This is a genomic window from Streptomyces sp. NPDC058464, from assembly GCF_042721035.1.
Taxonomy (GTDB): Bacteria; Actinomycetota; Actinomycetes; order Streptomycetales; family Streptomycetaceae; genus Streptomyces.
On record NZ_JBHXMA010000021.1, the window covers coordinates 163,088 to 177,487 of the forward strand.

The 14,400-nt window shown below is 69.6% G+C and carries 12 protein-coding genes; 1 reads left to right on the forward strand and 11 read right to left on the reverse strand.

Annotated features, from left to right (window positions below; genetic code table 11):
• Window positions 1-230: 230 nt before the first annotated feature.
• From pssA to ACFWPQ_RS26935, 9 genes are all read right to left on the reverse strand, one after another.
• Window positions 231-1,055 carry a CDP-diacylglycerol--serine O-phosphatidyltransferase gene (gene pssA, locus ACFWPQ_RS26895; RefSeq protein WP_384039884.1) on the reverse strand — a complete coding sequence of 275 codons (825 nt, stop codon included), beginning with the start codon at window positions 1,053-1,055 and terminating at the stop codon, window positions 231-233.
• Window positions 1,056-1,077: 22 nt separating this feature from the next.
• Window positions 1,078-1,734, reverse strand: a complete 657-nt coding sequence (locus tag ACFWPQ_RS26900) for a phosphatidylserine decarboxylase (protein ID WP_384039766.1) — start codon at window positions 1,732-1,734, stop codon at window positions 1,078-1,080.
• 169 nt (window positions 1,735-1,903) lie between these two features.
• Complete coding sequence (locus ACFWPQ_RS26905) at window positions 1,904-3,109, reverse strand: acyl-CoA dehydrogenase family protein (protein ID WP_384039768.1); 1,206 nt, start codon at window positions 3,107-3,109, stop codon at window positions 1,904-1,906.
• Between the two features lie 3 nt (window positions 3,110-3,112).
• Complete coding sequence (locus ACFWPQ_RS26910) at window positions 3,113-3,625, reverse strand: MaoC family dehydratase (RefSeq protein WP_089104113.1); 513 nt, start codon at window positions 3,623-3,625, stop codon at window positions 3,113-3,115.
• Between the two features lie 5 nt (window positions 3,626-3,630).
• The gene (locus ACFWPQ_RS26915) at window positions 3,631-4,596 is read right to left on the reverse strand and encodes an HpcH/HpaI aldolase/citrate lyase family protein (RefSeq protein WP_384039771.1); all 966 of its coding nucleotides are present in this window, start codon (window positions 4,594-4,596) and stop codon (window positions 3,631-3,633) included.
• Window positions 4,593-6,641, reverse strand: coding sequence for a protein meaA (locus ACFWPQ_RS26920; RefSeq protein WP_384039774.1), 2,049 nt, complete (start codon window positions 6,639-6,641; stop codon window positions 4,593-4,595). The genes ACFWPQ_RS26915 and ACFWPQ_RS26920 overlap by 4 nt, the downstream gene beginning before the upstream one ends.
• Before the next feature lie 17 nt (window positions 6,642-6,658).
• Window positions 6,659-8,002 carry a crotonyl-CoA carboxylase/reductase gene (gene ccrA, locus ACFWPQ_RS26925; RefSeq protein ID WP_384039777.1) on the reverse strand — a complete coding sequence of 448 codons (1,344 nt, stop codon included), beginning with the start codon at window positions 8,000-8,002 and terminating at the stop codon, window positions 6,659-6,661.
• A gap of 441 nt (window positions 8,003-8,443) precedes the next feature.
• Window positions 8,444-9,259: a TetR family transcriptional regulator gene (locus ACFWPQ_RS26930; RefSeq protein ID WP_384039780.1), complete on the reverse strand. Its 816-nt coding sequence runs from the start codon at window positions 9,257-9,259 to the stop codon at window positions 8,444-8,446.
• Between the two features lie 136 nt (window positions 9,260-9,395).
• Window positions 9,396-11,201 (reverse strand): 3-hydroxyacyl-CoA dehydrogenase family protein, encoded by a 1,806-nt coding sequence (locus tag ACFWPQ_RS26935; RefSeq protein WP_384039783.1) that lies wholly within the window; start codon window positions 11,199-11,201, stop codon window positions 9,396-9,398.
• Between the two features lie 379 nt (window positions 11,202-11,580).
• On the opposite strand from ACFWPQ_RS26935, the gene ACFWPQ_RS26940 reads away from it, so the two are divergent.
• A complete protein-coding gene (locus tag ACFWPQ_RS26940; RefSeq protein WP_384039786.1) occupies window positions 11,581-12,156 on the forward strand; it encodes an adenylosuccinate lyase in 576 nt (191 codons plus the stop codon).
• Here ACFWPQ_RS26940 and ACFWPQ_RS26945 read toward each other — a convergent pair.
• Window positions 12,143-12,709: a GNAT family N-acetyltransferase gene (locus ACFWPQ_RS26945; protein WP_384039789.1), complete on the reverse strand. Its 567-nt coding sequence runs from the start codon at window positions 12,707-12,709 to the stop codon at window positions 12,143-12,145. The genes ACFWPQ_RS26940 and ACFWPQ_RS26945 overlap by 14 nt on opposite strands.
• Before the next feature lie 85 nt (window positions 12,710-12,794).
• Window positions 12,795-14,363 carry an alpha/beta hydrolase gene (locus ACFWPQ_RS26950; RefSeq protein ID WP_384039792.1) on the reverse strand — a complete coding sequence of 523 codons (1,569 nt, stop codon included), beginning with the start codon at window positions 14,361-14,363 and terminating at the stop codon, window positions 12,795-12,797.
• Between the last annotated feature and the right edge of the window lie 37 nt (window positions 14,364-14,400).

Below are 14,400 nucleotides of genomic sequence, written 5' to 3' on the forward strand. Positions count from 1 at the left end.
GGTCGTCCTCCGATCCGTAAGACGGGAGTGATCCCCATCCCCGAATGGGGATAAATCCCCGTAAAGTTCAGCCCAATTCCACCGTCCTCCCCTGTCTCGCCCTGCGCAACTCGGCCCCGGCCAGGGGTGGTTGACCGGTCAATGGCCAACGCCGTACGCCCTTGAACGCGAAACGGGTGTGGCCCGAGCCTCGAAGGCTCGGGCCACACCCGTCGGCGGTACGCGGAACGTCAGGGCAGCTGCGCCGCCCGCGCCTCGCGCCTGTTGTCGCGGAAGTTGTTCACCCGGCGGGCCGTGGCGAACAGCGGGATCACCGCGCCCATCACCAGCTGCAGCGCGCAGCCGGTCTGGAGGAGCAGCTGGCCGCTGGGCGCGTCGAAGGCCCAGGAGACCAGGAGGCCCATCGAGAGGACGATCCAGGCGAGCATCGCGACCGCGAGGCGGCCGCGCGGCTTCGGGTACTCCACCCGGCTCACCATCAGCCAGGCCGTGCCCAGGATGGCGAGAAGCGTCGCCACGAAGGGGAGCTCCAGAAGGACGATGGAGACCACCGTCAGCGCACCGAACGGCGACGGCATGCCCTGGAACATGCCGTTCGGCGGTGTCACGCAGCTGAAGCGCGCCAGCCGCAGCACCACCGCCAGCAGAACGACCACCGCTCCGACCGCGGCCACCTTCTGGTACGCGTCGTCGGCCACCATGCCGTAGACGAGCACGAAGTACGCCGGCGCGAGGCCGAAGCTGATCAGGTCGGAGAGGTTGTCCAGCTCGGCGCCCATGGGGGAGGAGCGCAGCTTGCGCGCCACCAGGCCGTCGAACAGGTCGAAGACCGCCGCGCAGAGCATGAGGATGACCGCGGTGGCGGCGCTGTGGCGTGCCATGCCGGCCGACTGGTCGTCCCCGGTGAGGTGCGGGATCAGGATGCCGGTGGTGGTGAAGTACACCGCCATGAAGCCGCACGTGGCGTTGCCCAGCGTGAGGGTGTCCGCTATCGACAGGCGGAGAGAGAGGGGCATCTCCTCCTCGTCCTCGCCGATCTCGTCGGCCTCGGGCACCCAGCCCGCCTGGGTCTCAGGATCAATCACGGTCAATGCGAGTCACCCCAGCCACGGTCTTCTGGCCGACCTCGACCGCGACCTCCACGCCCTCGGGCAGGTAGATGTCGACGCGCGAGCCGAAGCGGATCAGCCCGATGCGGTCGCCCTGCTCGACCTTCGTGCCCTGCGGGACGTAGGGGACGATACGGCGGGCCACCGCGCCGGCGATCTGGATCATCTCGATGTCGCCGAGTTCGGTGTCGAAATGCCAGACTACGCGCTCGTTGTTCTCGCTCTCCTTGTTGAAGGCGGGAACGAAGCCACCGGGGATGTGCTCCACCGACGTCACCTGGCCCGAGAGGGGCGCGCGGTTGACGTGGACGTTGAGCGGGCTCATGAAGATGGCGACGCGGGTGCGTCCGTCCTTCCACGGCATGATGCTCTGCACCACACCGTCGGCAGGCGAGATGACACGGCCCTGGGCGATCTCACGCTCGGGGTCGCGGAAGAACCACAGCATGCCCGCCGCGAGCGCGGTGGCGGGCAGGGCGACGGCCTTGGCGGCGCCGGAGCGACGGGCGCGGAGCAGGCTGACGGCTGCGGTGGCGACGGTCGGGAGAAGCCACGGCGATGCTCCGCGCGCGAGGCGTACGCCGGCCAGGCTGTCTCGATGTGCAGAGGTTTGGCTGTGGGGCATGGATGACCTTCGTAGCGGATGATGCCGCGCAGGAAATGGGGACGGCGGCTTTCCGGGATCGTACCGGTCGCGGGCCACAACTGGGCAAGCCAGGAAGCCGAGTCGGCGGCCGAAGACCGTTGACGGGGTGTGATCTTCTTCTCGAAGAAAACACCCCGTACCGGGATAATCAGCCCTGGAATCGATACTCTTCGAGCAACCTTCGCCCGATGATCATTTTCTGGATCTCGGCGGTGCCTTCGCCGATCAGCAACATCGGCGCCTCACGGTAGAGACGTTCGATCTCGTACTCCTTCGAGAAGCCGTAGCCGCCGTGGATCCGGAAGGCGTCCTCCACGACCTCCTTGCAGTACTCGGAGGCAAGATACTTCGCCATCCCTGCCTCGAGGTCGTTTCGTTCTCCAGAGTCCTTTTTGCGTGCAGCGTTGACCATCATGGCATGTGCCGCCTCGACCTTGGTAGCCATCTCCGCCAGCTTGAACTGGATGGCCTGGTGCTGGGCGATCGCCTTGCCGAAAGTGTGACGCTGCTGGGCGTACCGGACACCCAGTTCGAACGCACGTTGCGCGACACCGCAGCCGCGCGCCGCCACGTTGACGCGGCCGACCTCGACCCCGTCCATCATTTGGTAAAAACCTCGGCCGGTGACGCCGCCGAGCACCCGATCGGCCGGAATCCGCAGCCCGTCCATGATCAGCTCGGTGGTGTCGACACCCTTGTAGCCCATCTTCTCGATCTTGCCCGGGATGGTGAGGCCGGGGCGGACCTCGCCGAAGCCGGGCTCCTTCTCGATCAGGAACGTCGTCATCGACTTGTGGGGGGCCGTGCCCTCGGGGTGTCCTTCGTCACTCCGGACGAGGACGGCCACCAGGGACGACGTACCGCCGTTCGTGAGCCACATCTTCTGGCCGTTCAGGACGTACTCGTCGCCGTCCTTCACCGCCTTCGAGGTGATCGCCGACACGTCCGAGCCGAGCCCCGGCTCCGACATCGAGAACGCGCCCCGGATGTCGCCGGCCGCCATCCGCGGCAGGAAGTGCTCCTTCTGCTCCTGCGTGCCGTGCTGCTTGAGCATGTACGCCACGATGAAGTGCGTGTTGATGATCCCGGAGACGGACATCCAGCCGCGGGCGATCTCCTCGACGCACAGCGCGTACGTCAGGAGGGACTCGCCCAGGCCGCCGTACTCCTCGGGGATCATCAGGCCGAAGAGGCCGAGCTCCTTGAGGCCGTCGACGATCGCCTGCGGGTACTCGTCACGGTGTTCCAGCTCGGTGGCGACCGGGATGATCTCCTTGTCCACGAAGTCGCGGACGGTGGAGAGGATCTCCTGCTGGACGTCGGTCAGACCGGCGGTCTGGGCGAGACGGGCCATCGCTTACTTCCCCTGTTCCTTCAGCTCGGGGCGGCCCGGCTGCTCGCCGCCGCGCTCCTTGATGTACGTCTCGGTCGGCACCATCACCTTGCGGCGGAAGGTGCACACCAGCGTGCCGTCCTGCTTGTAGCCCTTGGTCTCCACGTAGACGATCCCGCGGTCGTTCTTCGACTTGGAGGGCCACTTGTCGAGCACGGTCGTCTCGCCGTAGATCGTGTCGCCGTGGAAGGTCGGCGCCACGTGCTTGAGCGACTCGATCTCCAGGTTGGCGATCGCCTTGCCCGAGATGTCCGGCACGGACATGCCGAGCAGCAGCGAGTAGATGTAGTTCCCGACCACCACGTTCTTGCCGAAGTCCGTCGTGTTCTCGGCGTAGTTGACGTCCATGTGGAGCGGGTGGTGGTTCATGGTGAGGAGACAGAACAGATGGTCGTCGTACTCCGTGACCGTCTTTCCGGGCCAGTGCTTGTAGGTCGCCCCGACCTCGAACTCCTCGTACGTGCGTCCGAACTGCATCGCGCTCAGGCCTCCGGGATCTCGAACTTCGACGTACGGGTCATCCCGGCGGCCCGGCCCTTGCCGGAGATGACCAGGGCCATCTTGCGGCTGGCCTCGTCGATCATCTCGTCGCCGAGCATCGCGGAGCCCTTCTTGCCGCCCGCCTCGGACGTGTAGTAGTCGTACGCGTCCAGGATCAGCTCGGCGTGGTCGTAGTCCTCCTGCGACGGCGAGAAGATCTCGTTGGACGCCTCGACCTGGCCCGGGTGCAGCACCCACTTGCCGTCGAAGCCGAGGGCCGCGGCGCGCTGGGCGACCGCGCGGTAGCCCTCGATGTTGCGGATCTGCAGGTAGGGGCCGTCGATCGCCTGGAGGTTGTTGGCGCGGGCGGCCATCAGGATCTTCATCAGGATGTAGTGGTAGGCGTCCGCCGGGTAGCCGGGCGGCTGCTCGCCCACGACCAGCGACTTCATGTTGATGGACGCCATGAAGTCGGCCGGGCCGAAGATGATCGTCTCGACGCGCTGAGACGCGGTGGCGATCTCGTTGACGTTGTTCAGGCCCTGCGCGTTCTCGATCTGCGCCTCGATGCCGATCTTGCCGACCTCGAAGCCCATGGTCTTCTCGATCTGGGTGAGGAGCAGGTCGAGCGCGACCACCTGCTGGGCCGTCTGGACCTTCGGCAGCATGATGCAGTCGAGGTTCTGGCCGGCGCCCTCGACGACGGTCACGACGTCACGGTACGTCCACTCGGTCGTCCAGTCGTTGACGCGGACCACGCGCGTCTTGCCGGTCCAGTCGCCCTCGTTGAGGAACTTGACGATGGTGTGCCGCGCCCCGGGCTTGGCGAGCGGCGCGCACGCGTCCTCCAGGTCCAGGAAGACCTGGTCCGCCGGGAGACCCTGCGCCTTCTCCAGGAAGCGGGGGTTCGAGCCGGGCACGGCCAGGCAGGAGCGCCGCGGGCGGAGCCGGTTGACGGGCGTGGTCATGCGGGGACCTCCAGGGGGTCGAGCTTGTTCGCTTTCCGGATCTCGTCGACGATGCGGCCGATGATTCCGGTGATGTCGAAGTCCTTCGGGGTGAAGACCGCGGCCACTCCGGCTTCCCTGAGCTGCGCGGCGTCACCATTCGGGATGATGCCACCGGCGATCACCGGTATATCTGTGGCACCGGCCACACGGAGTCGTTCCAGCACGTCCGGGACCAGCTGGGCGTGCGACCCGGAGAGGATCGACAGGCCGACCGCGTGCACGTCCTCGGCGATGGCCGCGTCCACGATCTGCTCGGGCGTCAGCCGGATGCCCTGGTAGACGACTTCGAAGCCGGCGTCCCGGGCGCGCACCGCGATCTGCTCGGCGCCGTTGGAGTGGCCGTCAAGACCGGGCTTGCCGACGAGGAACCTCAGCTTGCCGGAGCCCAGGTCGCGGGCGGTCGCGTCCACCTTGGCCCGCACCTCGGCGAGCGCCGAGCCCGCCTCGACGGGGACGGCGACGGGAGCGGAGGACACCCCGGTGGGCGCCCGGAACTCGCCGAACACCTCCCGCAGGGCCCCTGCCCACTCACCGGTCGTCACGCCCGCGCGGGCGCACTCCAGGGTGGCCTCCATGAGGTTGCCGGTGCCCTTGGCGGCCTCCTTCAGCCGCTCCAGGGCCTTGCAGGGCCGCGGGTGGTTGAACGGCGGCTGGTAGCGCGTGTCGCGCCAGTGCCCGATCGCCGCCACCACCCTCGCCTCGACCGCCGGGTCGACCGTCTGGATCGCGGTGTCCAGGTCGGCGGTGAGCGGGTTCGGCTCGGTCGTCTCGAAGATGTTGACGCCGACGATCTTCTCCTGGCCGGACTCGATCCGGGCCCGCCGCTCCGCGTGGGACGAGACCAGCTGCGACTTCAGATAGCCCGACTCGACGGCGGCCATCGCGCCGCCCATCTCCTGGATCCGGTCGATCTCCGCGAGGGAGTCCCCGACCAGCTGGGCGACCTTCTTCTCGATGACGTGCGAGCCCTCGAAGATGTCCTCGTACTCCAGCAGATCGCTCTCATGGGCGAGCACCTGCTGGATCCGCAGCGACCACTGCTGGTCCCAGGGCGTCGGCAGCCCGAGCGCCTCGTTCCAGGCCGGGAGCTGGACGGCACGCGCGCGTGCGTCCTTCGACAGCGTCACCGCGAGCATCTCGAGGACGATCCGCTGGACGTTGTTCTCCGGCTGCGCCTCGGTCAGACCCAGGGAGTTGACCTGGACGCCGTACCGGAACCGCCGCTGTTTGGCGTCCTCGATGCCGTACCGCTCGCGGGTGATCTGGTCCCAGATGCGGCCGAACGCCCGCATCTTGCACATCTCCTCGACGAACCGGACGCCCGCGTTCACGAAGAAGGAGATACGGGCGACGACGTCACCCATGCGCTCCTGCGGCACCTGGCCGCTGTCGCGCACCGCGTCGAGGACGGCGATCGCGGTGGACATCGCGTACGCGATCTCCTGGACCGGCGTGGCGCCCGCCTCCTGCAGGTGGTAGCTGCAGATGTTGATCGGGTTCCACTTCGGCATGTGGGAGACCGTGTACGCGATCATGTCCGTCGTCAGCCGGAGGCTCGGCCCCGGCGGGAAGACGTGCGTCCCCCGGGACAGGTACTCCTTGACGATGTCGTTCTGGGTCGTGCCCTGGAGCTTGGTGATGTCCGCGCCCTGCTCCTCCGCGACGACCTGGTAGAGCGCCAGCAGCCACATGGCGGTGGCGTTGATCGTCATCGAGGTGTTCATCTGCTCCAGGGGGATGTCCTGGAACAGCCGGCGCATGTCACCGAGGTGCGAGACGGGCACGCCCACCCGGCCGACCTCGCCGCGGGCGAGGATGTGGTCGGGGTCGTAGCCGGTCTGCGTCGGCAGGTCGAACGCCACCGACAGGCCGGTCTGGCCCTTGGCGAGGTTGCGCCGGTACAGCTCGTTGGACGCCTCGGCCGTGGAGTGTCCGGCGTACGTGCGCATGAGCCACGGGCGGTCCTTCTCCCGCGCACCTTGGGCGATCTGACGCTCAGTCATCTATGACCTCGGGTGTCTCAGATGTTGCGGAAGCGGTTGATGGCGTCGAGGTGCTTGGCACGCATCTCCCCGTCGCGCACGCCGAGGCCCTCCTCGGGGGCGAGGCAGAGCACGCCGACCTTGCCCTGGTGGAGGTTGCGGTGCACGTCGTAGGCGGCCTGGCCGGTCTCCTCCAGGGAGTAGACCTTCGACAGGGTGGGGTGGATCTTGCCCTTCGCGATCAGCCGGTTGGCCTCCCAGGCCTCGCGGTAGTTGGCGAAGTGCGAGCCGATGATCCGCTTCAGGGACATCCACAGGTAGCGGTTGTCGTACTCGTGGTTGTAGCCCGAGGTGGAGGCGCAGGTGACGATCGTGCCGCCCTTGCGGGTCACGTAGACCGAGGCGCCGAAGGTCTCGCGGCCGGGGTGCTCGAAGACGATGTCGACGTCCTCGCCGCCGGTGAGCTCACGGATGCGCTTGCCGAAGCGCTTCCACTCGCGCGGGTCCTGCTCGTGCTCGTCCTTCCAGAACCTGTAGCCCTCGGCGTTGCGGTCGATGATCGCCTCGGCGCCCATGGCCCGGCAGATCTCCGCCTTCTGCGGCGAGGACACGACACAGATCGGGTTGGCGCCGCCGGCCAGCGCGAACTGGGTGGCGTACGAGCCGAGCCCGCCGCTCGCGCCCCAGATCAGCACGTTGTCGCCCTGCTTCATGCCGGCGCCGTTGCGGGAGACCAGCTGCCGGTAGGCGGTCGAGTTGACCAGGCCCGGGGCGGCGGCCTCCTCCCAGCTGAGGTGGTCCGGCTTCGGCATCAGCTGGTTGGACTTGACCAGCGCGATCTCGGCGAGGCCGCCGAAGTTGGTCTCGAAGCCCCAGATGCGCTGCTCGGGGTCGAGCATCGTGTCGTTGTGCCCGTCGCTGGACTCCAGCTCGACGCTCAGGCAGTGCGCGACGACCTCGTCGCCGGGCTTCCAGGCGTTGACGCCCGGGCCGGTGCGCAGGACGACGCCCGCGAGGTCGGAGCCGATGATGTGGTACGGCAGGTCGTGCCGCTTGGTCAGCTCGCTGAGGCGGCCGTAGCGCTCCAGGAAGCCGAAGGTCGACAGCGGCTCGAAGATCGAGGTCCACACCGAGTTGTAGTTGACACTCGATGCCATGACGGCGACCAGGGCCTCGCCCGGGCCCAGCTCGGGCAGGGGGACCTCGTCGAGGTGGATCGACTTGCGCGGGTCCTTGTCGCGGGTCTCCAGGCCCGCGAACATGTCCGTCTCGTCCTTGTGCACGGTGATCGCGCGGTACGACTCGGGGAGCGGCAGGGCGGCGAAGTCGGCCGGCGTAGATTCCGGCGACTGGATCGCGTCCAGAATGGCCTGAGTGGTCACGGTGTTGCCTCCGGCGATGCGCGCCCCCGAGGGAAGGGGCGCTGAGGGTTACGTCGGTGCTGCTGAGGGTTTTGGGAAAGGTGCCGTCGGTTCGGCGGGGGTGGTGCTTCGGCAGCGCTTTGTGGCGCGGGAGGTTGCCTGTGACGCAGGCGTCCGGCGGGCGAACTGGTGGGTTCGCCGGGACAGGCCGGACACCATCAACGTATGACACCGCGTGTCAGGTGGCAAGGCACTGAGTGCCAGGAATCGCTCTCAGATGAAATCTTTACGTAACAAATGAGCGATGATCGATCAAAGTTACCGGCAAGTAGGTGCCAAAGGGTACTTTTCAGCCGGGGGCGGCTACCGACTCAGCCCCTCCGGCGATTTCAGCCCCTCCGGCGATTGAGGACGAGCGGCGGAGCCGCGGTGCTGTGACCGCAACCCGCCACCACCGTCGCTTTACGCCCGCTCCTTCAGCGCCTGCTCGATCGTGCGCATCACCTCGTCCAGCGGCGCGTCCGTGCGCGCCACCGTCACCAGCACCTCACCCTGCGACGCGACCGAGGCCGCCGCGGCCGGGCGAGGCGCAGCCTCCCTGCCTGCCCCGATCCCGTTCCCGAACGTCTTGCGGACGATCGCGAAGGCGTGGTCCAGCTGGGTCTCCACGTCCCCCTGCCCGCCCGCCCGCAGCCAGCGCCGCAGCACGTGGTTGTGGGCGGTGACCACCGCGGACGCCGCGACCTCGGCCAGCAGCGGGTCGTCGTTCGCGTCGTCCGCGTGGGCGTGCTCGTCGAAGTGGCCGAGGAGGTAGCGGGTGAAGAGGCGCTCGTAGCGGGCCACCGAGGCGATCTCGGCCTCGCGGAGGGTGGGCACCTCGCGGGTGAGCTTGTAGCGGGCGACCGAGATCTCCGGCCGGGCCGCGTACATCTTCATGACTTCCTTGATGCCGCGGCACACCGTGTCGAGCGGGTGCTCATGGGCCGGCGCCGCGTTGAGCACGGCCTCGGCGCGGATCAGCGTGTCGTCGTGGTCGGGGAAGATCGCCTCTTCCTTGGAGCGGAAGTGGCGGAAGAAGGTGCGGCGGGCGACCCCGGCCGCGGCCGCGATCTCGTCGACGGTGGTCGCCTCGTACCCCTTCGTCGCGAAGAGCTCCATCGCGGCGGCCGCCAGTTCCCTGCGCATCTTGAGCCGCTGGGCCGCCGCGCGGCTGCCCGCGGCACTCTCCGGCGCGTCGGGCGTGGCGGCGGTACGTGAGGACTTCGCGGGCTGGGGCATGACCCGAACGTACTGCATGTGCGCAGCTTGATGCGCAGGTCCGGGGTTTCCCCCGCCCGTGAAGGGCGGGGGGCCGGCGGTGGGGTCGAGCAGCCCGCCCCACTCCCTCTCGTCCCGGAACCAGTCGCCGACGCCGTCAGCGGCGGGCATATTCGCGGAAGCCGCGGCCGGTCTTGCGGCCGAGGCAGCCCGCGGCCACCAGGTGCTCCAGGAGCGGCGCGGGCGCGAGGCCAGGGTCGCGGAACTCCCGGTGCAGCACCTTCTCGATGGCGAGCGACACGTCCAGGCCGACCACGTCCAGGAGCTCGAACGGACCCATCGGGTAGCCGCCGCCCAGCTTCATCGCCGCGTCGATGTCGTCGAGGGACGCGTAGTGCTCCTCGACCATCTTGATCGCGTTGTTGAGATACGGGAACAGCAGCGCGTTGACGATGAATCCGGCCCGGTCGCCGCAGTCGACCGCGTGCTTGCGGATCTTCGCGCAGACCTCGCGGACCGTGGCGTGGACGTCCTCCGCCGTCAGCACGGTACGGACGACCTCGACCAGCTTCATGGCCGGCGCCGGGTTGAAGAAGTGCATGCCGATCACGTCCTGCGGACGCGAGGTGGCGCGGGCACAGGCGACGACCGGCAGCGAGGAGGTGGTGGTGGCGAGGACCGCGCCCGGCTTGCAGACCTTGTCGAAGGTCGCGAACAGCTGCCGCTTGACCTCCAGGTCCTCCGCGACCGCCTCGACGGCGAGGTCGACGTCGGCGAAGGCGTCGTACGAACCCGCCGGGGTGATCAGGTCCAGGGTCTGCGCGGCCGCCTCGGCGGTCATCCGGCCCTTGCCGACGGAGCGGTCCAGGGACTTGCCGATCCTGGCCTTCGCCGCCTGCGCCTTCTCCTCGCTGCGCGCGGCGAGGACGACCTCGTACCCGGCCTTGGCGAAGACCTCGGCGATGCCGGAGGCCATGGTGCCGGAGCCGGCGACACCGACCGAGCGGACCGTACGGCCCGGGGTGGGCGCGGCGCCGTCCAGCGGGGTGAGGGCGTCGCGGACGACGGTGGCGCTGCCGGGGGCCTCGTAGGTGTAGAAGCCACGCCCGGACTTGCGGCCGGTCAGGCCCGCCTCGCTGAGCTGCTTGAGGATGGGCGCCGGGGCGTGCAGGCGGTCGCGGGACTCGGCGTACATGGCCTCCAGGACCGTACGCGCGGTGTCGATGCCGATCAGGTCGAGCAGGGCGAGGGGGCCCATCGGCAGGCCGCAGCCGAGCCGCATGGCCGCGTCGATGTCCTCGCGGGAGGCGTACTTCGCCTCGTACATCGCGGCGGCCTGGTTGAGGTAGCCGAACAGCAGACCGTCCGCGACGAAGCCGGGGCGGTCGCCGACCGCGACCGGCTCCTTGCCCAGCTCGATCGCCAGGTCGGTGACGGCGGTGACGGCGCCCGGCGCGGTGAGCACCGAGGAGACCACCTCGACCAGCTTCATCGCCGGGGCCGGGTTGAAGAAGTGCAGGCCGAGGACGCGCTCGGGGTGGGCCGAGTCGGCGGCGAGGCGGGTCACGGAGAGCGCGTTGGTGCCGGTCGCGAGGATCGTCCCGGGGCGGACGACGGCGTCCAGCTCGCGGAAGATCTGGTGCTTGATGTCGTACGACTCCGGGACCACCTCGATGACGAGGTCGGCGTCGGCCGCCGCCGTCAGGTCGGTGCCGGTGCGGATCCGGCCGAGGACGTCGGCGCGCTCCTGCTCGGTCAGCCTGCCGCGGGCCACGGCGCGGGCCGTGGAGGTCTCCAGCGCGGCGACGGACCGGGCGGCCTGTGCCTCGCTGACGTCGATGCCGATCACCTCGCGGCCGGCCTTCGCGAGGACCTCGGTGATACCGGTGCCCATCGTGCCGAGGCCGACGACGGCGATCGTCTTGAGCGGGGACAGAGAAGAGTCGGACTGGGGAGTGGCCATCGCGGGACTCCAGGAATGAGGGTGACGACTGGAAACGCGCCCGGGTGCGCCGAGGGGGCGCACCGGGTGCGGAGAGAGCTGCGTGAATGCGGGTGTCGCCGGGCTGCGAGCGCACACGCCCGGTGCTGCTGCCGCGGGCGTGCACACGCCCGGGAGCGGCGGATTCCGACCGGCCCTGTCCCAAAGCCGAGTCGTACTGCGGTACCGAGGTACCGAACCGACCTGATACTCACGCGGCTGCGTCACCAAACCGGCGTGAGCGTTACTGCGAGTGGGTGACTCGCTCGATTGAGCTTAACCGGCGGGTAACGAGCGCGCCAGCCCCCGGACTTTGTGATGTACGTCCCCCTGTCCTCGCGACCCCTCTACGCTGGGCTTCGTGGACGAAGAGTTGCGATCACTCACGGAGCGTTTGCGGCAGGAGTCGCAGGGGACGGCCGCCTTCGACCGGCTCCTGACCACCGAGGACCACGACGAACTGGCGGAGGTGCTCACCGCGGCCGGACAGCCCCTGTGGGCCAGGGAGCTGGCGGCGTTCCGGCTGGGGACGGCCGGTGACCGGCGGGCCTTCGAGACCCTGGTCCTCCTGCTCAACCACCGTGACCCACCCCGCTGCGCCTCCGCCGCCTACGCCCTCTCCCGGCTCCAGGACCCGCGCACCGCCCGCGCGGCCGCCGCCCTCGCCACCAACGAGCTCCGCGTCGCCTACGCCCTGCACCCCGTCCGCCTCCTGGTCGAACTCCGGGCCCCGGAGTCCGTCCCCGCCCTGATCACCACCCTGGAACGCCGGCTGCGCCCGCACGATCCCTATCGCAAGGTCGCCCTCGCCTGCGTGGACGGCCTCGGCTGCCTCGGCGACACCCGCGCCCGCCGCGTCCTGAACGAGGCCCTGGCCCACCCCACCCTCGCCGAAGCGGCGGTCCAGGCCCTGGCCCGCATCCCTAGGCCGAGGTGACGCCGGGCTCGATGACGTAGCGCACCTCGGGCACCGGCACCCCGTCGACCACGTACGGCTCCTCGGCGCCGTCCGCCGCGAAGCCCGCGATCTCGTAGAACCGCCGGGCGCGCGCGTTGCCCTTCAGTACCCACAGGTACACGCGCGCGTACCCGGCGCACTGGCCGAGGGCCGTCGTGAGCAGCGCCCGCCCGGCGCCCGTGCCCAGGTGCGCGGCGTCCACGTAGATGGCGTACAACTCGGCGTCCCCGGTGCGCACTTCACCCTCCCGGTACGGCCCGTGCGCGGCCCACCCCACGATCGCGCCGTCCCGCTCGACGACCAGCTCCGTCACCCCGTCCCCGCCGTCCAGGAACCGGGCCCGCCGCCGCTCCGCGTCCCGTTCGACACTGAGCCCGTCCAGGAACGGCTGCGGCATGAGGCCCCGGTAGGCGTACTGCCAGCCCCGGACCCGTATCTCCGAGACCCGGTCGCAGTCGTCGAGTGTCATCGGGCGGACCTGGAGAGAGGGGGCGTCGGGGGCGGGGCCGCGGAGCGGGTTCTCGTCGTTCATGACGGCACCCTAGGGGAAGGGACGGCCCCGCCCGCCCGGGATCCGGCGGCGGCCGGTCACCACCGCCGGGGCCTGCAGGACCGGTTCAGCCGCGGAAGCCCAGCAGGCCGTGCAGGGTCGAGCCGCGGGACGACGTCGAGGCCGCCTTGGCGGTGAGGGGCTTCGGGTCCGGGGTCTTCCGGCAGACCGCGTCGGCGGTGCCGTCGCCGTGCGGGACCGTGCCGTCGGTCAGGTACGTGGCGAGGTACTTGTCCAGACAGGTGTTGCCGCTGAGGGTGATGCCGTGGTTGCCGCCGCCCTGTTCCACGACCAGGCCGGAGCCGGCCAGCAGCCGGTGGACCGTGACGCCGCCCTGGTAGGGCGTGGCCGCGTCGTCCGTCGCCTGGAAGAGGAGGGCCGCCGGCAGCTTGCCGTTGGCGATGTTCGGCGGCTGCAGCGTCTTCGTCGGCCAGTACGCGCACGCCGCGTTGTACCAGGCGTTGTTCCAGACCATGAACGGTGCCTTCTCGTACGCCGCCCAGTTGTCCTTGCGCCACTGGTCCCAGTCCCGCGGCCAGGAGGAGTCCCGGCACTGGACGGCCGCGTAGACGCTGTAGCCGTTGTCGCCGGACGCGTCGACGGCCGCGAAGTTCTCGTACGCCTCGACCAGCGCCGCCGTCTTCCTGCCGTTGACGTAGGCGGAGAACGCGTCGGCCAGGTAGGGCCAGTAGCCGTTGTAGTAGCCGCCCGGGATGAAGGTGTCCTCCAGCTCGGAGGCGCCCACCTTGCCGCCCGCCGGCTTCTTCGCCAGCGCGGCCCGCATGGCGTACCACGCGGCCTCCACCTTCGCCGGGTCGGTGCCGAGCTTGTACGTCGAGTCGTACTTGGCGATCCACGCCATCAGGGCGCGCTGGCGGTCGTCGAACGCGTGGTCCTGGCTCAGGTTGTCCTCGTACCAGACGCCCGTGGGGTCGACGATCGAGTCCAGGACCAGGCGGCGGACCCGGTCCGGGTGCAGCTTCGCGTACACCGCGCCCAGGTAGGTGCCGTAGGAGTAGCCGAAGTAGCTGATCTGCCGGGCCCCGAGGGCCTCGCGGACCGAGTCCATGTCCTGTGCGGCGCTGACCGTGTCGAGGTACGGCAGCACGCTCGCGTACTTCTTGCCGCAGGCCGCCGCGAACGACTGCACCCGCTTGAGGTTCGCCTGTTCGAGAGCGGGGGTGGCCGGGACCGAGTCGGGGCGCACCGGCTTGAAGTAGCCGGGCGCGCAGTCGATCGCCGGACCGCTCCTGCCGACCCCGCGCGGGTCGAAGCCGATGACGTCGTACTGGGCCGCCACCTTCTTGGGCAGCGTGGACGCCACGAAGCCCGCGAGGGCCAGCCCGCTGCCGCCGGGGCCGCCCGGGTTGACCAGCAGCGGCCCCTGAGAGGCCGACGCGGTGTGCGGGACGCGGGAGAGGGCGAGGGTGATCTGCCTGCCGCGGGGGTTCCGGTGGTCGAGGGGCACCCTGACCGAGCCGCACTGGAGCGTCGGGTAGTCGGTGGTGCCGCACTTCTTCCAGGTCACCGGGGACACCTGGACGGGGGCTCGGGTGGTGGCGCTCGCGGGCAGGGCGGTGACCGAACCGGCCACGACAGCGGCGGCGGCGCACAGCACGGCTGCGCGTGTTCGCATGGGGTCCTCCCAGGACGGAGGGTCGCGGACCGCACGT